Source organism: Acidaminobacter sp. JC074, assembly GCF_022496765.1.
In the GTDB taxonomy this organism is placed as follows: Bacteria; Bacillota; Clostridia; order Peptostreptococcales; family Acidaminobacteraceae; genus JABXKX01.
This window is the reverse complement of record NZ_VANV01000003.1, coordinates 114,969-138,263: the sequence shown is the minus strand read 5'-3', so window position 1 is coordinate 138,263 and position 23,295 is coordinate 114,969. Positions and strand designations below refer to the sequence as shown.

Below are 23,295 nucleotides of genomic sequence, written 5' to 3'. Positions count from 1 at the left end.
AAGTCTGCACATTACTTACTTATGAAATCAAGTTTTCATACAAATAAGCAAATCCCAGCAGAAATCTGCTGGGATTATTTTAATTATTACCATCATCTATAAGCTTTTGTACATAAAGTCTTGTATGCTCAAAGTATTCAGGAATATCATAATTTTGAAAACGTGTCTTGTTATTAACAAACTGAACACTTAGATAATCTCTGTAGCCCTTGGTCTCCTGAGAAATCTCAACATATGGGAAAGATACATATGAATTGTTATAACCAATAGAATAAATATCATCGTCATATTGACCAATGTAAAGGTCTAAGTCTTTTCGCATCATCTGAATCAACTCATCTGTTTGTCTCGATGTTAACTCCAGATCTAAATCACCGCCATAAATATTGGCATCTAAATCTCTAAAGTGACTTCTATAAGCTGGATCATAGAATAAAGGGAACCTGATGATCTTATTCTCATCAGTTTTCATCAAGGCCTTAATGGATTTTAGAATTTCAGCATTATAGGATTCTCCTCTATATTCTAAAGAGAAGTATCGACTTGTTTTTGCGCCGCTTTCCATATAGTAGATGATGTTTATATCCATATACCTATTAAATGAAGAATCATCAACAATGGCCTTATGGAGGTCTATAATAGTCTGCTTGGCTTCTCTTGATGTATAAATAGGTAGATCATGTTTTATTATATCTTCATAGTCTAGTCTCGAAACATCTACATACTCATTTTCTGCATTCGGTAAATAAACTGAACCAGAAGTCGAAACATATATACCTTTTATTTTATCAATATCAGGGGTGTTACCTTGAACACTTGTCACAACAAGTCCAGATATCAAGACGATAGCTAGGAAAATTGACATAAATATAAGAAGTACTTTAATGGCCATTTTCTTAATCTTAAATGATTTATCAAGTATCACTAGAGCAACATAATAAGTCAGTACACCTAAAATAACAAATGATAAAACCATAACCAATGTTTCGTTACTATTAAGCATATTAGAGAAGATAAATGGTACCATAACTGACATAATGACAGCTACGAAGTACTTAAATCCTCTAAACATAATAAACTCACCAATACGCTCATTTTTTCTGTGCTGTATGATCCATCTGGTTAAGCTGTAAACTATAAGCAAGACCAAGAACACAACCACAAAGTAACCTATAGAAAAATCGTCAACGTACTTAATGAGATACAATACATCCAGCTTATATATGTTATTTAAAACAAACTCCATAATGATGTTAACATTAAAGCCAACAGCTAAATCACTCACAAAAGATACGGCATAGTAGATAACACCTAGTATAAGAACTGGTAGACCATATATGAAAATCGTCACCAAACCTGCTATGATGGTATTACCTGATATATGACTGGCTAAGGCAGTTATAAATACCAGGTAGGCTAGCCATGCAATAGGTACTAAAAAGAGTTCCATCAACTCAAGACCGCCTATAGCCGATATGATAAATAAGCCACCCAAGAAAATTAGGGCAAAGATACTGTTGGACAACATAACAGTATGCATCTTATTAACAGCACCAAATGGTTTTGATAAGTAATAGCCAAATTTTCTTGAATCATGAAGATAATTAAAATCGATGAGTAAGTTTACAAACATAACCACAAAGATTTCAAATATGCCAAGTGCAATAAACTCTTCTGATATATCATGTTCCATCATAAGGGGCAGTACAATCACTGTAACGACTAATACTACCAATGTTAAAAGTGCCCATTGTTTCTTTTCTTTTATACTTTGAATCAAAAGCTCTTTGGTTCTTTTAGACATTATACTCTTCTGTTCCATAACCCAGACCTCCTAACTCAGTAACGAATATTTCCTCAAGATTCATGCTAAGCTCCTCATAAATAAGTACATCATGTTTGCCATATAAATCTTGTCTGAAACTTTCTACATCGCCTTTAACCGTCACAAAATATACTTTACCGATTAAAGATGTTTTAATAATTTGATAGTCATTAGAAGGTTCATCTATAAATGGATCTTTAAGGGCGAATTGAATACGCTTGGTCTCTTCTTTTAATTTATCTATATTGTCTTCTCTTACAATTTTGCCTTCGTGTAAGATACCAACTGTATCACATATATTATCAAGTTCTGTAAGTGCATGTGAAGAAATCACAATGGTTAAGTCTCTGTCCATTACTTCCGCTAAAATAACTTTCCAAAACTTCTTTCTTACAACAGCATCTAAACCATCTACTATTTCATCTAGTAAAATCGTCTCTGTCATCGAAGCAACAGCCAAAATAAACGCAGCTTGTTTTTTCTGACCTTTACTGAGCATTCTCAGTTTTTTACCATGATCTATCTTAAAGAAATCTACAAGTTTCTTATATTTCTCATCACTCATATTTGGATACATCATCTTTTCATATGAAAATAAATCATCCAATGAATAGTTCATTGGAAAAAACAAATCATCCTGCACATAGTATACATTTTCGAGATAGTCTGTTTTTTCTATAAACACATTTTCATAAAGTATTTGTCCCTCATCTGGCTTATAGATACCCATAATATGTTTTAAAACAGTTGTTTTGCCACAACCATTAGAACCAACCAAACCATAGATCTTGCCTTTTTCAACGTTCATTTGAATGCCATTCAGGACATGATGAGTTTCAAAACTCTTTTTTAAATCAATTACCTTTATCATTCTAACCCCTCCAAAGCACTCGTCACATGCTTTAAAATCTCATCTTTGGTAAGTCCCATTACCATCAACTCTTTTAAAACCTGTCTTAACTTCTCAACGGTGCTATTTTCGTAAACACTAATAATTTCTTGATACCTAGCAACAAAGTTACCCTTTCCTTTGACTGATAATATATAACCGTCTGCTTCAAGGGCCTTATAAGCCTTTTGAATGGTATTAGGATTGATTTCTAACATAAGTGCTAATTCTCTTACTGACGGAAGTTTTTCTTCTTCGTCTAAGACCTTGAGAACAATCAAATCTAATAAGCCATCGTATACTTGTTGATAAATTGGTATCTTACTTTTTTCGTTAAGCTGTATCACATTACCACTCCCAACTGTATTAGTAAGTATAGTACACTTTAATAACTGTATTATATTGTCTAATACAGTTTTTGTCAAGAATCTTCATTCTTTATGAATATTTTGTGTTTTTTTGGATATAAAAGAAACAAATATAAGGGAGGTTATAATTATGTCAAATGAAGTTTTAAAAGCAAGTGTAAGAAACGAAGTCGGTAAAAACCCTGTTAAACAAGTTAGAAAAGCTCATTTCATACCTGGTGTGCTCTATGGTCATCACATTGATAATGTACATATCAAGATTGATGAGCATGACTTTGACAAGTTCTACAAAAGGCATGGTATTGGTGCTAGTTTAGACTTAGAAATAGATGGCAAGAAGTCTTTTGTACTCTTAAAAGATGTACAATATAACTCACTAAAGAACCTCACCTATCATGTAGAGTTCCAAGCTCTAGCTAAAGGTGAAAAAATCAAAGTTAAAGTACCTGTTCATTACTTAAATAAAGATCAAGTACCTGCAGGATTTATCTTCCAAGAGTTACATCATGAAATTGAAGTTCAGGTATTACCAAAAGATTTAATTGAATATGTAGAGGTTGATTTAGCCAATGCCACTACAGATACAACCGTTACGGTTGCAGATGTAGAAACACTTAAGAGTGATGCATATGAAATTCTTGATCAACCAGATACACTACTATTTACAATTTCAGAATCTAAGGTTCACTTAGAGCAAGAACCTGATTTAGAAGTTACACCAGCTGAGGAAGTTCCTGAAGTTGGCGAAGAAGAATAAACCCTTGAAGATGTTAACAATTGTTAACATCTTCATCTTATGTTAATAACTTTTTAATATCTTTTGTAATCATTCTTTGCTATACTAAGTCTGAAATGAAAGGAAATTTATGAAAAGAATCATTATAGCATTACTTGCATTATCATTAATAGGATGTCAAAGTACAACTCAAGGTACAGGTTCTAAACAGCCTTCCCAAGTAGTTATACAGGAACTTCCTAGTGAAACAATCTCCTTTGTTGAGGACTTTGAATATTTAACAAAAATGGTCTATGAAACCTACCCTTACATCGGTATGATCCAAAGACAAGATATAGATATAAATAGAATCATCAAGCAATATAGAAAACGTGTAGAATGTGTAGAATCTCAAGATGAGTTTTATGATTTTATGATTCAGTTCACTGAAGAATTTAATAACAATGGCCATATGGGACTTGTTTTAAAAGAAGATTTTAATCATTACTATTCAAGCTATCCTGAAGACTCTAAATGGTATAGAACGCTTAACAACCAGGCAACCATGTCATTCTATGATGACTATATAGAAGATGCACCAGAAAGTGACAATCAAGTATCTGAAGGTAATATTACCCTTATCAAATACGATAACTACAGTACAGCCTATTTGAATATTGAATCATTTGGTTCTGAGTATATTGCAGACGATCACGATGCTTTATTGAGTTTCTATGAAGAAATCAAAGAGTATGACAATCTGATATTTGATATTCGAAATAACTCAGGTGGCTCAAGTGACTATGCTAGATTAAATATCATTGAACCACTTTCAACTAAGTCTTATGAATATGAGAACTATATTCTTTATAAAGAAAATGATTATACAAGAGATTTCATCAGCTCTAAGCTAGATTCAAGTAATAGCCAACCCATCTCTTCAATGGATATGGAAAACTTCACTGAAATTAACTTAGATGACATAACTAAGCTGTCGCATATTGTACCGATTAATCATCAGTACAAGCCAATCTCAGAAGGATTTATGGGCAATATTTATGTACTAGTAGGTCCAAACAATTACTCTGCTTCTGAGGAGTTTATTGACTTCTGTAAAGTAACGGACTTTGCAACCCTGATTGGACACAACACTGGTGGTGATGGTATTGGATTTGATCCGATTCTTGTACCGCTACCTCATACAGGTATTCTTGTAAAGTACTCTACTCACTATGGTATCTCGTCAAACGGTAGAAACAGCGAGGAGTTTGGTACAACACCTGATGTCCTACTGGACCAATCAGAAAATGCTTATGAGTATATCATGAACAAGATACAAAATTAAGATGATCAAAGCGATCATCTTTTTTAGTAGAATTAAATACCAAAGGAAAGACTGAGTGGTTTTCTATAAGAACCATAGATTTTTTCGATTGAATGAAAACATGCTTTACTTGACATTACATATATAAATTTATATAATAGTTCAGTAACCAAGCAAAACAAGAAACTAACTTGTTTTTGTATTGATAATTCAATTAGAATTTCAATTGTATTTGGGAGTGGATGGGCGCTGGTGTGTCCTCTGGTCTTCAAAACCAGCTTGGCGGGTTAGGAGCCCGTTAGGTGGGTTCGATTCCCACGCATTCCCGCCATTAAATGACTCTAGTTTACTAGGGTCATTTTTCTTTTTTTGATTGAGTTTAACTTTACAATAAAATGTACTATCTGAGGCTTTAGATAAATCAATCTTCTTATACATGATAAACATAAGCAATATACTGATAGTAAGGACTTATGTATGGGTATTCATAAAATGAGGTGATTTTATGAAAAAAATAGCAATGCTATTAATATGTCTATGTTTAATGACGACTGTTTCTTATGGCTTTAATGACTTTATTGATGTTTCAGATGAGGACTGGTTTTCCTATGATGTTATCCAGTTAAAAAGCCAAGGTTATGTAAGTGGTTTTCCTGATGACACCTATAGGCCTAATGCTAACATATCTGTAGAAGAATTTATTACAATTACTATTAAGGTTGTCGGTGAAGATGAAGTGATCATGGATAAGAAAAGATGGTCAGACGGTTTTATTCAAAAATCTCTTGATCTTGGTTATGTCTTAGAAGGTGAGTTCGATAACTATCAAAGAGATATTACAAGAGGTGAAATGAGTCGTATCATTTTAAGGGCCAGTAATCTAGACGTACCTGACAACTATCTAGACTATGCTGGTATGATTGTTGACTTTAATGATATGGATTCTTATTGGCAAGATATTTCTTTAAGAGTCTTTACAACAGGCATCATTGGTGGTTATCCTGATGGTACATTCTCTTTAAACGGTAATGCCACACGTGCACAGGCTGCTGTTGTTCTCAACAAACTCTTAGAACCAGATAGAATTACCCTGCCTGTACTGACAGACAAAACAGACTTCGACCAAAGAGTAGCTTATCTTAAACATAAATGGACTATACTCAAGCCAACTTATGAAGGTAATCGATTTGTGATTCAGCCTAGTATTGTTGCGCCTTATGTTGCCGGAAGTCTAGAGGACTTATTTATTCAAGATGCCTTAAACACTCTTAAATATGTAAGAATATTATCTGGACTAAGTGACGATATTTACGTGTCTGAAACAGCTAACACTGCAGCCCAACATGGTGCTCTTTTAAATGCAGTCGCTGGTTTTTCTCATACACCAGACCAGCCCGCTGATATGGACAATGATTTCTATCAATTAGCTTATGATGCGACTTCTTCAAGCAATCTAGCCATGGGTTCTAGAAATCTTTCTCAAGCTATAAGATATCTTATGGAAGACGCTGACGAGTCAAATATCGATAGAGTTGGACACAGAAGATGGTTTTTACTGCCGAAGTTAAATGAAGTTGGTTTTGGACATGTAAAGGGCGTAGAATCTTGGCGTTATTTTTCTACCATGAAAGTTTTTAGAAATCTGACGACTGTTGAAAGAGATTATGACTATGTGCTATGGCCAAATGAAATAGCCTTCCCTACTGAGTTTGTATCTACTGATACACCTTGGTCAATTATTCTAAACCCAGCACAGTATGATCGTTCAAAGACTTCAGAAATAAGTGTTACACTGACAAGAGTTAATGACAACACGGTCTGGCAACTCGGATGGGATGATACCGATAAATTAGGCCAATACTTCAATGTAGAAACCAACTACTATGCAATTCCTTATTGTATTATTTTCAGACCGCTCATGAACGGACAAACATATAAGAGTGGTGAAATCTACAAAGTTGAAGTCAGTGGTCTCTATACACATTCTGGCCAAGAAACAAGCTTTGAGTACGCGCTTGAGTTCTTTGACTTAGACTGAATAAGCTTTAATCAATATGCTCACTTTTGGCTGCTTTTTTGTAAACAAAGTGCTCAGAAGCGGTCATTTTCACAGTATGACTCTTCATATGAGTTGATTCTCTAATTTAGGGTATATATGTAATAGCATTATATTGAGAGGAGGGCTTTATGAAGGTTAACTCTAAATATACAGTTATTATTGTACTCATACCAATCGAAGTAATGTTCATCGTTTTGTTTAGACACTATGGTTTAGAAAACCTATTTGCACTATGGGGAATTATTTACAGCATCAGACTATATAGGCAGTTTGTTGACTATGAGAGAACATCTAGTGTTCACGTCACACCTGGATTAAATCTATCAAGAATTTCTCACAATCCAACTTATATGTCTCTAAGAATTGAGGAGCTCGATGAAATATCGAGACATACTTCTACATTAAGAAATGACTTAGAGATAAAAATCTCTTACTTGAGTCTAACAATGATTCACCTAGTTTTGACATTAATCTTTTTATGGCGATAAGTTGATTTAACAAGAAGCGGCAGACATGTGTCGCTTATTTTTTTGCTTTGAAATCTTGTCCAATATCTTTTTAGTCAGTTAGATTTCTTTAGGTTTATCCATATTTTTGATTGACATCCATTCCATAGTTCACTGAATATTATAACTATACTTGATTATAAGAAATTGCATTCTTATGGATTGACAAGACAAAATAATTGGCATATGATAACTAAGGTTGATTAAAAAAAGTTTCTATACACGAAACATCAGGGACTTTCAAACATACATAAACCGCATTGCGGGATTGGAGATTTTATGAACACATTTCATCCTAAGTTACTAACAACATTAAAAGATTACACCTTCTCCGACTTTACAAGAGATGCTCTAGCCGGTATTATTGTTGCAATTATCGCCCTCCCCCTATCTATCGCTTTAGCCATATCATCAGGTGTAACACCTGAACAAGGTTTATATACTGCTATTATTGCAGGATTTATCATTTCATTACTGGGTGGTAGCCGCGTTCAAATAGGTGGTCCTACAGGGGCTTTCATGATAATAGTATTTGGCATTGTTGCTCAGTATGGTATGAACGGTCTGATTATTGCCACACTCATGGGCGGTATTATGATGGTGGTGTTTGGACTTTTGCGACTAGGAACAGTTGTTAAGTTTATTCCTTGTACCATCACAATTGGTTTTACAACAGGTATAGCAGTTACCATCTTTACATCTCAAATCAAAGACTTATTAGGTCTGAAAATAGAAGATATGCCATCAGAGTTTATAAGCAAATGGGAGTCTATATTTAATCATCTTAATACCATCAACCACCAAGCACTCCTTATCGGTTTGATTACTATAGTTATTATTCTCTTAACGCCAAAGCTAACAAAGAGAATTCCAGGGGCATTTGTCGCCTTAATCGTGACTTCGGTTATTGTATCGGTATTTGACTTAAATGTAGCTACTATTGGTTCTGTATTTGGTGACTTGACAACTAAACTACCAACAATCAATATACCTCACGTCAACATGGATATCATCAGACAACTTTTCCCTTCAGCGCTTACAATCGCACTGCTCGGTTCCATAGAGTCTTTGCTATCTGCAGTTGTTGCAGACGGGATGACAGGTGGTAAACATAGGTCTAATACAGAACTTATTGCACAAGGTATTGCCAATATATTTTCCGCATTATTTGGCGGTATACCAGCTACAGGTGCCATAGCTAGAACGACAGCAAACATAAAAAATGGTGGTAGAACACCTGTTGCAGGTATGGTTCATGCCCTTGTACTCTTGGTCATCTTTTTACTCTTTATGCCACTTGCTAAACTTATACCAATGCCAGCACTTGCAGGCATCTTGATCATTGTTGCTTATAACATGAGTGAAATTCATGTGTTTATGAAAATGTTAAAAAGCCCTAAGGGTGATGTGCTGGTCCTCTTATTGACATTTGCCTTAACCGTTTTTGTAGACCTGGTCGTAGCCATCGAATTCGGTATGGTCATCTCTGCATTTATCTTTATGAGAAGAATGTCAGAATCCACCTACATCAAGGAGCTTATTGATGATGCAGGTGAAGTCAATGTGACAAGTGGCCGCATAGACTCTAAAACTGAAATGAATGCAAACAACAATTTAATACAAGTCTATGAAATAAACGGTCCACTCTTTTTTGGTGCTGCTGAAACATTCATCGACCATTTTACAAAGATATCTGGTGACTGCGAGTTTCTTATTTTAAGAATGAGACATGTTTCTGTCATTGACTCAACTGGCCTTAGATCATTAGAAACTGTGATCAGCAGATGCGAAAAAAATAATATCAAAGTGATTATCACTGGTTTAAGAGACAAACCAAAAGATGTCCTTAAAAAGCATGGCATCATGGATCGTGTTGGTCAAGAAAACTTTTTCGTCAGTAAAAAAGATGCTATCGAGTTTGCTATGCTGTCAGTGGAATAAGGCATAGGTACTTTAATACATCAGTTTAAACCATAAAAATCTTACCACTATTGGTAAGATTTTTTTACTTATCTGCTTTACCTAAAAACGCTCTTAACTTGTTGTTATTTGATTGATACAAAGCTTGCGGATGGGTATCCACTTCAATAACACCCTCGCTCATAAAAACAATCCTATCCGAAATTTCCTTTGCAAAGGTCATTTCATGCGTGACGATAAGTATGGTTACCGACTCATCTACAAGCTTTCTTATAACAGATAAGACCTCTTGAACCAACTCAGGATCCAGAGCAGATGTTGGTTCATCAAATAAGATCACTTGGGGTTTTAGGGCTAAGGCTCTTGCAATACCGACCCTTTGTTGCTGTCCACCTGACAGCTGTGAAGGATAGTGATTTTTTCGATCAACTAATCCCACCTTATCAAGTAAAGAGATCCCAAGTTCTATGGCCTTGTCTTTTTTCATACCATCGACAATTAGTCCTTCTATAACATTTTCTAAAGCAGTTTTATGCTTAAACAAATTGTAGTTTTGAAAGACCATGGAAACTCTTTTTCTAATGCGCCTTTTATCCTTTTCATGCATGGTGCTTAAGTCAAAGGTATCATCATCTATTTTCATATGTCCACGAGAGGCGCTTTCAAGGCCATTGATGACTCTTAATAAAGTAGATTTCCCAGAACCTGATGAGCCAATAACGGAAATGATTTCTCCTTTTTTCATTGTAAAACTTATACCATTTAAGACCTTTAAGTCATCAAAAGACTTATGGACATCTTTAAGAGTAATCATATAACACCACCTTTACTTAACTTAAATGCTAATATGTTAATCAACTTAGTAATGATTAAAGTCAGAATCCAGTATATAAAACCAACTGCTAAAAACGCTTCGAAGAATCTATAGGAAGCCGCTGAACTTACCTTGGCTACACCCATTATGTCTTTTAGACCTATCATAAAAGTCACGGCTGTCCCCTGAATCAAACTGATAAAAGTATTACCTAAAGGCAAAACTGCTATCTTAAAAGCTTGAGGCAATATGATACGTTCCATTGCCTGCATATTAGACATCCCCACTGACAGGGCAGCTTCATATTGTCCATAGTCAACAGCATCAATACTAGACTTCATAACTTCAGATATATAAGCACTTGCGTTGATACTCAGAACAATGATGGCTGCAAAATATGCATCTATTTGTGAAAGTACAGGAAATAGTTGTGGCAGTCCAAAGAAGAATATAAACAACTGAACCATTAAAGGGGTACCTCTGAAATAGGATACATATACCTCAGCACTCTTCACTACAATAACATGGTTTGATCTTCTTAGAAATGTAATTAGGAGTCCAAGAACCAGACCGAAAACCATTGAGATTGTACCAATACTGATGGTAATGGGTAAAGCCTGTAGTATTACAGGCAAAACCCTCAATAAATATAAAAAATCAAATCCTGACATAAAAACCTACTTTTCAGTGATATTAACTGGGAACCATCTTAGAGCGATTTCTTCAAAAGTTCCATCAGCATACATAGCATTAATAGCCTCATTCACTTGTTCTATCAAGACTGCGTCCTGACTTTGAACAAACGGGAAGGCATTAAAGAGCATTTCTATTGGCTCTCCACCTAGTTTTAAATCAAGTCCAGATTCCTCAATAGCTGTCAATCCAGCCAACTTATCATTTAAAACAGCATCAATTCTACCAAGGGATACGTCCTGTAAAGAGCCCTGATAAGATTCATAAGTGATTACATCAATTTCGTTTTTTACATCAAATTTCTTAATCATCTCTTCATAGTTAGATCCAAGGCTAACCCCCACTGATTTTCCTTTTAATGACTCCAAATCAAGGATGTCATTATTATCCGAACGTACAACTAACTGAGCACCATAGTAAACATAAGGTTCTGAGAATATATATTTTTCTTTTCTCTTGTCGTTTACAGTTATTTGATTTGAAATAGTATGAATTTTTCCAGAGTCTAATAAACCAAACAAACCACTGAAATCTGCTGTCATAAACTCAACTTCACGACCGATTCTTTTACCGATTTCATTCCATGTATCTACTTCAAAGCCAACTAAATTACCCTTCTCATCAGAATAAGTATAAGGTTTATAACCCCCGCTCATGCCGACAACAATCTTATCATTTTCTTTTTCGTTTCCACCTATGTTAGTACCTATCATTACTGATACTGCAACCAATATAACAAGTAAAACGCCTAAACCAATCTTTTTCATTTTTTTCCTCCAATAATTATCTGAACACCTTCTGAAATACAAAAATAGAAGGTCATCCCTTCTATTTTAAACAATTATATTAAAATAAAGTAAATCACGCTAAAATGCCATTCTTAAGTTTTATAAACACAACAACAGCTACAGCATGTATATGAAATTTTGCTATTTCCTAAAATTGAATGTTTCATTTTTCTACCTCACTTTACTTTCTGACAACATCATAAATGACTTTAAGCGATCTGTCAACACTTTTATACATATTTCCTATAGGATTAATGTATTTGTTTTCGTATTCCAAAATAAAAACAGCTCCAGATCAACTGAAACTGCTTAAGATAGAAGATATTCTATTGTGATTCTAAAAAAGATAAAAGCTCTAATTTTGTATTTAAGAAGTAATCTGGTTTCACCTGATTAATCAAATATTCTTTCATTTCATACACTTGGCCACCAATCATGACTTTTGCATCTGTTTCATTTCTTATAAAATCAACTAATCCTTCAACTTGATTGATGTTGTCATTCATAGTTGTTGAAATAACTAATAAATCAACATCATGTTCTTTAATCCAACTTGTCAAGCTGGTCCACGGAACACTGTTGCCAATGAAGTAAGTTTTCCAACCATACTTGCGAAACGCTTCTTTGATAATTTTTAGTCCTACCAAATGGGGTTCATTACTCGGTGCCATAAACACTGCACTTTTACCGTTTGCTTCATTTAGTTTAATATAAGGACTTAAGAGGACCATTATTTGATCGATAATGCCTGTTATATGATGCTCCATAGGGATAGAGACCAAACCCATTTCCCAAAGATCACCAACCTTATAAAGGATCTTAGTTAATAGTTCATAGTATATATCTATAACATCAACGCCCTTTTTGGCCATATTTACAATAAAGTCAATGGCCTCTTTTTCCCCACCTTCAAGCAGATGGTAAAGAACTTTATCTACATAGGTAGACAATTCACCATATTCCTTGGTTTCTTGTCTACCTATTAAGTTATCATAACTTATATTCAGTGCATCTACGAGTTTATTTAATATAATCTGATTTGGAAATCTAGAATCATTTTCATAGTTTGCAATGGTTGTTTGACCTACTCCGATCAGTTCAGCTAGTTGTTTTTGACTCAGTTTATTTCTCTTTCTAAGTTGTTTTAGATTATTGCCAAAAGTAACCATCACACCCTCCTAACTACTTTTTCTTTCTATTGATAAAACCTATACCACCTATACTGACTATGGCCATTAAGACATATGGTGTTAATCCGATATCACTAGTCTTTGGTAAAGATTCGCCCATATTGACACTTAGTAACATAAAATCTGAAGGTATCAATACCGAATCTACTACATGAACAACACCATTTGTTGCTTCAATATCTGCCGAAATCACATTGCCTTGATTCACCATAACGCCATTTGATAGATCGAATTTAATATCATTACCATTAACGGTTGGTGCCATTAGACCATCGGTCAAGTCTGTACTCATTACCTTACCAGAAACCACATGATATAACAATACTTTGCTTAAGTCTGGTTGAGCCATTAGCTCAGCAGGCGTGATATTTAAAGTATCTAGCAAGTCCATAAAGGCCTCATTTGTAGGTGCAAACACTGTATAAGGTCCCTCACCTTGTAAAACCTCAACTAGATCTGCCTCTTGTAATAAAGAAACCAACATACTAAAGTCATCATTACCTAAAGCGATATCTACTATATCTTTTTCAACCATTGTTCCTTTTTCGCCTAATACAAATGAATCAGGAACTAAAACCTTATCTACGATGTGAATAACACCATTAGAAGCTTCAATGTTAGGAGTTTTCACATTACTCATATCGATCATAACACCTGACGATAAGTCGACTTGAACAGATTCCCCCTGCAAAGTTTCAGCCATCATGCCATCTGACAAGTCACTACTCATTACCTTTCCTGAAACCACATGGTATAAAAGTACTTCTGATAATTGAGGATGACCTAATAAGTCCTCTGCTGTGATATTTAATTCACCTAGTAACTGGACAAATGCTTCATCTGTTGGTGCGAAGACTGTAAATGGACCTTCACCTTGTAAGGCACCAACTAAATCCGCTTCTTGTAATGCTGCTACCAGAACTGAAAAGTAGTCTATTGAAGATGCAATATCTACAATGTCATCTTGATCTACGTCAAGAATGAATGAATCCGGTACTAAAACCTTATCGATTACATGAATCACGCCATTTGTAGCTTCAACATCAGCTGAAGTAACATTTGACATATCTATCATAACACCTGATGATAAATCTACTTGAAGTGACTCACCTTGTAGAGTGCCAGCCATCATGCCATCTGATAAATCTGTACTCATGACTTTTCCTGATACCACATGATATAGTAAAACTTCTGAAAGCTGTGGATGACCTAGAAGTTCTTCTGCTGTTATGTTCAAATCTGACAATAGATTTGAAAAAGCTTGATCATTAGGTGCAAATACTGTAAATGGACCTTCACCTTGTAAAGCACCAACTAAATCTGCTTCCTGTAGTGCTGTGACTAAAATTGAGAAATCCTCAATATTTGATGCGATATCTACAATATCGCCCTCTGCTGCGTAAACACCTGTCATTCCAAATAGAAGAATGACAATCATTATGATACTAGTAATTTGTTTCATTATTTCTTCCTCCTTATGTATGATTATGTTCACCACGTCTGTGGAAATTGTTGATTACAACTATACAATATCGCATTATGTGGTATTTGTAAAGGAGTGAATGATAATTATTTTCAATTAACTTGATTTCTAACACGTTTTGTGATACAATTACCATGAGGTGATCATATGAAAACACTTGTTTCAAGCACATTTGTCCTAATTTTATTTTTTTCCATCTTTTTTGCCACTAGTATTAGACAAGATAGAGCTATATCACAAAATGAGATAAAAACTTTACAGACATTAAAGTCAGAAATTATGACAAAAGAAGAGAAAGATGATTTTCCTACTTATATTAAAGAAAACAATTTACAAGAACCTAGTCAGTTTGTATTCGATTACAATCCTAATATAGATTTGATAAACGAAATCGAAAACTACGTAGGTTGGATCCAAATAAAAAACACCAGAATAAATTATCCAGTCGTAAAAGCAAAAAATAATGACTACTACTTAAATCATAATTACGACTTAGAAGAAAACATTGCAGGCGCCATCTTTATGGATAGAAGAAACTTAGCCAACGAGTTTGACAAGCATACCATCATTTACGGACATTACATGAAAAACGGTTCAATGTTTACTGATATAAACAATTACTTGCAGGAGGATTTCTTTAACGAAAATAAAATCCTTTCATTTAAGGATTTATACAATGATTATGAATATGAAGTAATATCAGCTTATTATGTGTCAGCGGATGACTACATTTTAGATTATGAAATTAATGATGAAGTTGTCAATAAATTTATTAGTAACTCACTTTTCAAAACAGACTATCAATATCAAAATGGTGATAGAATCCTTACTTTATCAACATGTAACTATATACTAAACAATGGAAGGATGATCGTTCATGCGGTTAAAAAGTGATAAGCCAATATAGTAATATTTATTTTCAACAAAAGGAACCATCATATCAATCTGATGGTTCCTTTTTTATTAAGTCTATGCAGCTTTTGAGTAGGATTCATGATCCGGTTTGCTATCGACTACTAGGTTGTAGCTGAAGCCGATGACAACCAATACACCGCCGATTATTTTTGATAATGGCACGTCGCCACTAATAAAGTAGTCTATCACCATACCAGTTGCCAGTTGACCTAAAAATATAAGAAGTGTTAAATAAAAAGATGATACCCTCTTGGTTAAGTAAGAAGAAAGTACAATCACTCCAACACCGAATAAGCCACCTAGATAAGCCCATGTCGGTATGCCTTGAAAGCTTGGAGTCAGATCACTCTTTAGAAATAGTGCTAGGATAATGGAAAATAAAAGTCCTGCTATATAGTTAATTGAAGCACCTTGGAACAAGCCCATTTTATCTGCCATCTTAAAGTTAAATATTCTGGTGAAGACAATTAAGCCACCAGCTATAATAGATACCAGTATTGCAATTATAAACATAGTCTCCTCCTAAAATACAGTCATGACGATCATACCAGCCATGATGATGCATAAGCCAACGAGCTTTTTCTTGTTAAACTTAACAACAGGCATACCCAATAGACCATAATGATCAACTACAATAGCTGTAATCGACTGACCAAACATGCCAAGTGCAAGGGTCAATGAAACACCAAGCACATCAAAACCAATGTTGTTAAATATGATGGGCATCACACCTATGATCCCTGCAGTATAAGCATACTTAGGAACAGACTTGTGAAACTCGACTTTAGATTTACTCAAAATCAAAATAAGAATAATACCTAATAAACCAATCCCATGAATAATGACTGATGATGTATAGTTGCCTAATGCATTTGCAAGTGTCCCATTAAGAAATATCATAATGGCAATTAAAGAACCTACAAATGCTGATGATAATTTATTCATAAACATCTCCTTTTCTCAATTAGAGAATAACACAGGTTATTTGAATCTTATTATGACATATGTCATAATAAAAGAAAAAAGTGAGGCTTTTATGATAAAAATTGATGATCATCATAGAATGAACATGTACCTAAAGAAATACAATATTCTCAACTTCTTTGATAAAGATGTGCTTGACCACTTGAGTGTTTTTAAATTTGAAGCAAGTGAATATATCTACAGAGATGGAGATTATCTCGATTACTTTTACTTCTTTGTAGAAGGCAAGGCTAAGGTCTTTAGCAGACTATCTAATGGAAAATCTCTTCTTTTAAGCTTTTATAAACCACTTCAGATCATGGGAGATATTGAGCTTTTTAATGAGGATTGTGTAAAAGTCAATGTCAAAACTATCTCCGAGTCCTACTGTATAGGACTCCCAATTGATTATGTAAGAACAAACTTAATTGAGGACAATAAATTTCTTCAAATGCTCTGTAAGGACTTAGGTAAAAAGTTAGATAGGTGTTCTAATAACTCTTCTATCAATCTCTTGTATCCTTTAGAAAACAGATTGGCTTCTTACATTATGGCTATCGATACAAAAGAATCATCAGAAAATAGAGTTCTTACATTTTATGATTCATTGACTGAGATTTCAGAACTTCTTGGAACAAGCTACAGACACTTACACCGTACAGTTACCTCCTTTGTTGAAAAAGGTATACTTAGAAAAACTAAAAAAGGTTATGAGATCGTCAATAGAGCACCACTTAATTTGATGGCAAATGACCTCTACAGCTAAAAAAGTGACTATAAGTCACTTTTTGCATTTGCATAAGAATCAACCGTAATGCTTATCCCTTGATCCTTAACGAGGTCATATAGATTAAGAATCATCTGTTTAACAGCTGACAGTTTTTCTTGGCCATTTAAGTTTAAGGCTTTTTCAAGAAGATCTAGATAATCACTAGGCAGTATTTCAAGATTCTTTGTCTTTTCAATTAACCTCTTCTCGCCGGGATGTAAGGTCTCATTTAAGGCAAATATTACATCAAAGTAGGAAGCTAACAGCTCTGTTAATCTATGATTGATACTGACCATATCATTTCTATTAACCGCCTTTTCAAGTTGATAATAAAATGATGGCATATAATCGCTTAACAAGAGACAGTTCTTAACCACTATGTTCATTTTTAAAGCTTGAGGGTATGAAAGACTGTACTTTTCAACCAAGTCTTGTAATCTAGAATCTTTATCATAAAGTATCTTAGAATGAACTAAGTTATCCCAAAAACATGTTGTGTAACCACTCCAGGCATTATGGTTAAGTACAATATCTTGAAGACTTGAATCTATGTCATCTATGGCCCTGTAAATAAACTCAATGTCCACGCCATTTAACAAGATGCCATCATCTTCTAACTCCCAAAATCTATTGGAGTATTCCATATATCCGACAAATGGGGCTATCATATGTCTTCTTTCTTCTTCAGGAATCTCATCTTCAACATAAACATATACATCATAATCTGATTTATCGTCATGACTACCATTCGCCCTTGAGCCTCCTAACATAATACCAACCACTTTAGGATGTTCTTTCATTCTTTCTACTAATTTCTCAAAATACATACTACACCTCTTTTCCTGAGATAGTATATCACATAGAATAGAAGTTGATAATAAAAAAGAACATCAATTTACGATGTTCTTAAATATCTACTTAACTTGACTAAAAGCTTTCTTGAAGCTATCTGGACCTTGAGCGCCTACAATGGCTACCTGATCATTAATGATAAATGTCGGTACTGATGTGATGTTATTTTCTCTACAGAACCTCTTATTGTCTTCAAGTTTCTCTTTGTATTTATCAGAGGATAAGACTGAATCGACCTCCTCTTTCGTAATGCCGGCTTTTTCACATAAGCTGATAATTTCATCCATTGTACTGATGTTTCTGTCTTCTACAAAAACAGCTTTAAAGACGATTTTTTCAAAAGCTTCTGACTTACCAACATCTTTTGCATATTCTCCAAGCTGAAGCATCTTGTTGGTATTAGGCATCGTCGTTACTTCAGATACTTCTAAACCATATGAACCTGCAAACATCTTTAACTGAGAAAACATTTGACCTGCATTTGGAAAATAGTCCTTTAAAAGCATGCCCTCTTCAGGCACATCTGGATGTATTTCAAATCCATTATGAATAACTTCTATGTCGTATTCTTGTCTTAACTTGTCGATAATACCATTACCGATATAGCAGTATGGTCACAAATAATCAGAATACATTTTAATTGTATATTTCATATAAACCTTCTTTCATATAATAACTAAATTATACCACATAGGTCTAGTTTATCAATCAACTTATACTTTCTTAATAAGTGATAATACAAAAAGAAAAGCCTAAGAATTAACTTAGGCTTCAATCATTTATTCAACAAAATCCTCATCATTGATAGGTTCTACTTCTTCTATAGTATCTTCAATTATTTCTTCTACATGTTCAGCTTTTCTTGCTTCGAAATTTGATTCAACTTTAAACTTGTGCATTTCAACTTCAATCATTTCAGCAACTTTAGCTATATCACTTGTCATGGTTTGAATTTGATCCATATTGGAAATCTGATTTTCCATCATAGACGATACAGAATCTGCAGCTGCAGATGATTCTTCTGTAACAGCTGCAATGTTACCGATAGAGTTAACAACAACATCTTTAGAAGAGTTTACTTCATTTAACTCATTTGTTAATCTTTCGATTAAATCAATAATACCTTTAACACTTTCAATGGTATTAGAAATTGAGTACTCAACGTTCTTTGTAACTTCTTCAGTTTGGTCTGCATTAGATCTTGCCACCTGAATATTATCAGAAACAACCTTAACTTGGTTTTCAATATCTAAAGTAAATTCTTCGATCTTAGAAGTTGATTCAGAAGTTTGAACAGCTAATTTTCTAATTTCCTCAGCAACTACTGCAAAACCTCTACCAGCTTCTCCAGCTCTAGCAGCCTCAATAGAAGCATTCAGTGCAAGGAGATTTGTTTGACTTGCGATATTTTTAATAACGTTAACAATTTCTTCAATCTGATTAGATTTTCTAAGAAGTTCTGAAACGTTTGATTCCATAACATCTGTATTTTCAGCATTTTCAATAGTTGATTTCTTAAGCGACTCAACAACTTCAATCGATGACTCATTGATTTCTTTTGTAGAGTTAGAGAACTCAAGCACTTTACCAACACTTTCAATAACTGTATTAATCTTAGTATTTAAAACAAGTAATTCTTCATTAGACTTTTGAGCTTCTTCTGCTTGGTCATTAGCACCCATCGTTAGGTCTTCTACAGATGCATAAACCGTATTAATAGATTCCATTGAATCATTACCGACAATCGTCATAGACTCAGATTTCGTAAACAATTCAGACGATAAACCTTGTAATCTTATAACAATTTCAGTTAAGGCAACTTTCATGTTTGCCAGCTGAATAGCCATTTTACCAGTTTCATCTTTTGCCTTCATCAACTTATCAACATTTTCGTCATCTTGTAAGTTTAACTCACTTACCTGACCTAAGGCATTGGTTACCTTGTTAAGTGGTTTAGCAAGCATGGTTGATAATATAATTGCAATGACTGATGAAATCACCATAACAGCAATTAATACACCAATAAAGATCCTATTCATACCATCTCTTGCTGCAAATATTTCGTCCATTGGTGGAGAGATACCCACTGTCCAACCATTACTTAAATGAACAAATCCTGTAATTCTGTCTTCACCATCAAGTTCATATTCTGTTACATCAAAATCAGTAGTCGACATGGCATCATATAAAGGTTTAACACCTTCACCAACCGACATTAAGTCAGCTCCAACTTCAAAATCACGATGTACTAGGAATCTCATTTCTTCATCCAATAAATATGCGAAACCATCTTCATAAACTTTTGCATCATTTACTTGATTTTCAATAACAGCGTAGTCTATAGTTACACCAGTTACACCTAAGAAAGTAAAGTATCTATAGATTGGTCTTGTATATCTAATGAGTACCTTTTCAGCTTCTTCATCATAATAAGGTTCTGACCAGAAACCTTCTTGTGGTACTTTATCATCTACAGCTTGCTTACCGGCCAGTTTTGCCTCGTAAAACCAAGCAATTTCTGCTGGCGGTGCAGTTTCATCACTCACATCAAATTGTGACATATCAAGCGGCACCTTATTGAGGACTGCACCAGTTTCATCGTTTGTGATAGAAATTTGATGTTCATCTATTGCAATTGAAGGATCAATTATTAAGTAAGCTTCATGAGCACCTTCTAAACTTTCAGCAACATTTGTTAAAATTCTTTTTAAGTTGTTCGATGTCAAACTCCTGTAAGAATTCTCAATCTCATATTTTTTCATATCTACTGTATTTTCGATAGTAGATGCTGTGTGTCCTACTGTTTCTTCAGTACTTGTTAACAAAGCTTGAATTCTTAAGCCAATTTCCTTTGATTGATACTCAAGTCTTGCCTTTGCTTCATCGTAAATACCATCGGATCCAGTCCTTGTAATCATCATGCTGGACACCAGTACAGATAAGATCGCACATGCTGTGATTGCTATTAAGATTTTTGCTCTAATGCTTCTCATAAGTTCCTCCCTAAAGTTCTTATATACCAAGATTATTTTATCACATTGTGTTAAATATAAACAGTAAGTATTTTGATATTCTAAATAAATTACAAGGAAAACAAGTTGCTATTGTAATATATACCTCAAAACTCTGTAGATTATAGTTCAAAACGCAATTTTTTTATATTATTTTCCAATTATACAATTAATTCTGTCTTTTTATAAGTATTTTTGAATATTATGAATCGGGCCATTAGAAATTTGTATATAGTATTAGAAAAGCAGCTCCCTTAGAAGCTGCATCTTTTAACCCAGTTTTTCTTCCCATTCTTTTACTTTAAAACCTGTTAGTGCAAAATCATCACCAACTAGAACGGGTCTTTTATGAATCATACCATCAGAAGCTAAAATCTCTAAAAGTTCATCTTCAGTTAAAGAATCCCATTTATCTTTTAGCTTCATTTCCTTGTAGAGTTTACCATTGGTATTAAAAAATCTTTTTAACTCTAAACCACTGATTGCCATCCAATTTCTAACTTCATCAGCTTTAGGATTGTCTTTATGAATCAATCTTAACTCATATTCTATATTGTGCTCATCTAGCCAAGCCTTGGCTTTTCTACTACTTGTTCACGATGGATAATGTAAAAATAACATTGCCTCATTCTCCTTTTCTTTATTCTATAACCACACCACAATCATACAGAATTCTTTAAATCCTGTCGAGCAGAAATCCTACTTTTCTTTAAAATATGCCTCAATCCCCTCCAAAAGGCCTTTAATAATCCGATCTTGATAAGCTTGTGTATTTAGTAACTCATCCTCTTTTGGGTTACTCATAAAACCCATCTCATTTAGAACAACAGGAACTTCTGACCAGTTAAATCCTGATATGTCTTGTCTATAGATGATGCCAAGATTGTCGGCACCAGTATTTTCAATAAGCCCTGTAAGTATATGGTCAGATAGTTGATAACTTTCATTAAAGATATGACCAGTCCATTCATTGTCACTTGGACACAAGACACTGATGCCTGTAAGGTTCTCATCGTAATTTTCATCTGCATGGATTCGAACAAAGATGTCTGCAGATTCATTAGCAATTTGGGCTCTTTCCATATTGCTGATGTTAACATCATGTACTTCTCTTGTCATAACAACACCATAACCAGATTCTTCCAATTCAGTCTTTAACTTTAATGAGACATCAAGTACCAGCTGGTATTCATAAATCCCACTGGAAATGCCCTTGGTGCCATTCGTTGCCCTAGGTTTTGTTTGATTCATACCAGGTCCTATAGGCTCTTCATTATAATCCCCTACCGCTTGATGCCCCGGATCGATACAAACAGTTCTTATAACTTGTACTTGTTCTATTGCTTCTCTGCCAGCTTGAATTTGAATGTTATCAGCTAAAGGAGCATAAGAAAGGACTAACCTCATGATGATTGTTGTAATAATAATAATTTCTTTCATGTCTACCTCTCTTTAAAGATACCATGAACACATCTTTTAAACTATTGAAAATTATAACATATTTGGATAAACATTTTATGTTTTACTACTTAAATGGTGGGTAGAAAATGGTCAAGGAGTACATACAATGAAGACTTGCGAAAAATTTGACAACTGCCCATTTACACATGCAGATCCACAGTTTAAGGTATTAAACTCAATTGATCATTATGTAGAGGATTTCTGCCACAACAAGAACACAGAGTGCATCGTATACCAAATTGATGAATAAGTGCTCGCACACTCGTTACTTTAGTTGTGAGTTAGAGCATGAATGTTTGTCAATATTTGTGAGTGTAATTCTCTAAATGGCACTAAATGGAATGAAGCATCAGAACAGAACATTTGTTCTTGTCATTCTATTTCTTTCATGTTATAATTAAGTAAAGATGTCGATGAGTAAAATCAACAAAAGAGAGATGGAAGGATTTTCTATGGGTAAATGAAGTGTAAGACTTATGGAACTATTCACTAAAGTGATGACAATTCGAGTATGACAGTGAGTTTGAAGGCTTGCAAAGGCACAAGAAGACAGATGTTAATCAACAGCATAAAATATAAGAACGTCAGGAACTGGCGGGTTAGCTTAGTAAACTAAAAGCCGTTAGGCTTTTCTACCTAAGAATCTCATGACTTTAGTCGTGAGAGGTTCAAAATAAGTTTGGGCATGACCATGTGCCAAACAATATGATGCCTAACGGCCTACCACTACCAGGGACTCATAAAAGAGAC

At 34.3% G+C, this 23,295-nt stretch carries 22 protein-coding genes, 1 tRNA gene and 1 pseudogene; 9 read left to right on the top strand and 15 right to left on the bottom strand.

The window, feature by feature from the left end; genetic code table 11:
* Window positions 1-79: 79 nt before the first annotated feature.
* Genes EZV73_RS04135 through EZV73_RS04125 form a run of 3 tightly spaced genes read right to left on the bottom strand, consistent with a single transcriptional unit; the run spans window position 80 to window position 3,061 of the window.
* Window positions 80-1,822 (bottom strand): hypothetical protein, encoded by a 1,743-nt coding sequence (locus EZV73_RS04135; protein WP_240838549.1) that lies wholly within the window; start codon window positions 1,820-1,822, stop codon window positions 80-82.
* A complete protein-coding gene (locus tag EZV73_RS04130; protein ID WP_240838547.1) occupies window positions 1,797-2,696 on the bottom strand; it encodes an ABC transporter ATP-binding protein in 900 nt (299 codons plus the stop codon). Before EZV73_RS04130 ends, EZV73_RS04135 begins: the two co-directional genes overlap by 26 nt.
* Window positions 2,693-3,061, bottom strand: coding sequence for a GntR family transcriptional regulator (locus EZV73_RS04125; RefSeq protein WP_240838545.1), 369 nt, complete (start codon window positions 3,059-3,061; stop codon window positions 2,693-2,695). The genes EZV73_RS04130 and EZV73_RS04125 overlap by 4 nt, the downstream gene beginning before the upstream one ends.
* A 151-nt stretch (window positions 3,062-3,212) precedes the next feature.
* On the opposite strand from EZV73_RS04125, the gene EZV73_RS04120 reads away from it, so the two are divergent.
* The 6 genes from EZV73_RS04120 (at window position 3,213) to EZV73_RS04095 (ending at window position 9,627) form a co-directional block, all read left to right on the top strand.
* The gene (locus EZV73_RS04120; RefSeq protein WP_240838543.1) at window positions 3,213-3,839 is read left to right on the top strand and encodes a 50S ribosomal protein L25; all 627 of its coding nucleotides are present in this window, start codon (window positions 3,213-3,215) and stop codon (window positions 3,837-3,839) included.
* A gap of 109 nt (window positions 3,840-3,948) precedes the next feature.
* Complete coding sequence (locus EZV73_RS04115) at window positions 3,949-5,142, top strand: S41 family peptidase (protein ID WP_240838542.1); 1,194 nt, start codon at window positions 3,949-3,951, stop codon at window positions 5,140-5,142.
* Window positions 5,143-5,355: 213 nt separating this feature from the next.
* A tRNA-Sec gene (locus EZV73_RS04110) sits at window positions 5,356-5,452 on the top strand.
* A gap of 174 nt (window positions 5,453-5,626) precedes the next feature.
* Entirely contained in the window at window positions 5,627-7,159 is a 1,533-nt protein-coding gene (locus EZV73_RS04105; RefSeq protein ID WP_240838539.1) for an S-layer homology domain-containing protein, read from the top strand.
* 149 nt (window positions 7,160-7,308) lie between these two features.
* Window positions 7,309-7,668 carry a hypothetical protein gene (locus tag EZV73_RS04100; RefSeq protein ID WP_240838537.1) on the top strand — a complete coding sequence of 120 codons (360 nt, stop codon included), beginning with the start codon at window positions 7,309-7,311 and terminating at the stop codon, window positions 7,666-7,668.
* Between the two features lie 297 nt (window positions 7,669-7,965).
* Entirely contained in the window at window positions 7,966-9,627 is a 1,662-nt protein-coding gene (locus EZV73_RS04095; protein WP_240838534.1) for a SulP family inorganic anion transporter, read from the top strand.
* Window positions 9,628-9,691: 64 nt separating this feature from the next.
* On the opposite strand, the gene EZV73_RS04090 is transcribed toward EZV73_RS04095, so the two are convergent.
* From EZV73_RS04090 to EZV73_RS04070, 5 genes are all read right to left on the bottom strand, one after another.
* The gene (locus EZV73_RS04090; protein WP_240838532.1) at window positions 9,692-10,420 is read right to left on the bottom strand and encodes an amino acid ABC transporter ATP-binding protein; all 729 of its coding nucleotides are present in this window, start codon (window positions 10,418-10,420) and stop codon (window positions 9,692-9,694) included.
* Window positions 10,417-11,091, bottom strand: a complete 675-nt coding sequence (locus tag EZV73_RS04085; RefSeq protein WP_240838530.1) for an amino acid ABC transporter permease — start codon at window positions 11,089-11,091, stop codon at window positions 10,417-10,419. Before EZV73_RS04085 ends, EZV73_RS04090 begins: the two co-directional genes overlap by 4 nt.
* A 6-nt stretch (window positions 11,092-11,097) precedes the next feature.
* Window positions 11,098-11,880, bottom strand: coding sequence for an amino acid ABC transporter substrate-binding protein (locus tag EZV73_RS04080; RefSeq protein WP_240838528.1), 783 nt, complete (start codon window positions 11,878-11,880; stop codon window positions 11,098-11,100).
* Between the two features lie 347 nt (window positions 11,881-12,227).
* Complete coding sequence (locus tag EZV73_RS04075) at window positions 12,228-13,070, bottom strand: helix-turn-helix domain-containing protein (RefSeq protein WP_240838526.1); 843 nt, start codon at window positions 13,068-13,070, stop codon at window positions 12,228-12,230.
* A gap of 13 nt (window positions 13,071-13,083) precedes the next feature.
* A complete protein-coding gene (locus tag EZV73_RS04070; protein WP_240838524.1) occupies window positions 13,084-14,553 on the bottom strand; it encodes a fasciclin domain-containing protein in 1,470 nt (489 codons plus the stop codon).
* A 168-nt stretch (window positions 14,554-14,721) separates the two neighbouring features.
* On the opposite strand from EZV73_RS04070, the gene srtB reads away from it, so the two are divergent.
* Entirely contained in the window at window positions 14,722-15,468 is a 747-nt protein-coding gene (gene srtB, locus EZV73_RS04065; RefSeq protein WP_240838522.1) for a class B sortase, read from the top strand.
* 75 nt (window positions 15,469-15,543) lie between these two features.
* Here srtB and EZV73_RS04060 read toward each other — a convergent pair whose 3' ends face one another.
* Window positions 15,544-16,002, bottom strand: a complete 459-nt coding sequence (locus EZV73_RS04060; protein ID WP_240838520.1) for a DMT family transporter — start codon at window positions 16,000-16,002, stop codon at window positions 15,544-15,546.
* A gap of 9 nt (window positions 16,003-16,011) precedes the next feature.
* Window positions 16,012-16,434 carry a DMT family transporter gene (locus tag EZV73_RS04055; protein ID WP_240838518.1) on the bottom strand — a complete coding sequence of 141 codons (423 nt, stop codon included), beginning with the start codon at window positions 16,432-16,434 and terminating at the stop codon, window positions 16,012-16,014.
* A 91-nt stretch (window positions 16,435-16,525) separates the two neighbouring features.
* Between EZV73_RS04055 and EZV73_RS04050 the strand changes: the two genes are divergently transcribed.
* Complete coding sequence (locus EZV73_RS04050) at window positions 16,526-17,218, top strand: cyclic nucleotide-binding domain-containing protein (RefSeq protein ID WP_240838516.1); 693 nt, start codon at window positions 16,526-16,528, stop codon at window positions 17,216-17,218.
* An 8-nt stretch (window positions 17,219-17,226) separates the two neighbouring features.
* On the opposite strand, the gene EZV73_RS04045 is transcribed toward EZV73_RS04050, so the two are convergent.
* The 5 genes and pseudogenes from EZV73_RS04045 to EZV73_RS04025 all read right to left on the bottom strand — a co-directional run bounded on the left by EZV73_RS04045 (window position 17,227) and on the right by EZV73_RS04025 (window position 22,524).
* Window positions 17,227-18,048, bottom strand: coding sequence for a nucleotidyltransferase domain-containing protein (locus EZV73_RS04045; protein WP_240838514.1), 822 nt, complete (start codon window positions 18,046-18,048; stop codon window positions 17,227-17,229).
* 87 nt (window positions 18,049-18,135) lie between these two features.
* Window positions 18,136-18,675 carry a DsbA family protein gene (locus tag EZV73_RS04040; RefSeq protein ID WP_330636951.1) on the bottom strand — a complete coding sequence of 180 codons (540 nt, stop codon included), beginning with the start codon at window positions 18,673-18,675 and terminating at the stop codon, window positions 18,136-18,138.
* Between the two features lie 177 nt (window positions 18,676-18,852).
* Complete coding sequence (locus EZV73_RS04035; protein WP_240838513.1) at window positions 18,853-21,066, bottom strand: methyl-accepting chemotaxis protein; 2,214 nt, start codon at window positions 21,064-21,066, stop codon at window positions 18,853-18,855.
* Between the two features lie 288 nt (window positions 21,067-21,354).
* Window positions 21,355-21,666, bottom strand: a pseudogene (locus tag EZV73_RS04030) (ArsC/Spx/MgsR family protein); the annotation flags it as partial.
* Between the two features lie 117 nt (window positions 21,667-21,783).
* On the bottom strand, window positions 21,784-22,524 hold the full coding sequence (locus tag EZV73_RS04025; protein WP_240838508.1) for an N-acetylmuramoyl-L-alanine amidase: 741 nt from the start codon (window positions 22,522-22,524) through the stop codon (window positions 21,784-21,786).
* 127 nt (window positions 22,525-22,651) lie between these two features.
* On the opposite strand from EZV73_RS04025, the gene EZV73_RS04020 reads away from it, so the two are divergent.
* On the top strand, window positions 22,652-22,795 hold the full coding sequence (locus tag EZV73_RS04020; protein WP_240838506.1) for a hypothetical protein: 144 nt from the start codon (window positions 22,652-22,654) through the stop codon (window positions 22,793-22,795).
* Window positions 22,796-23,295: the final 500 nt, after the last annotated feature.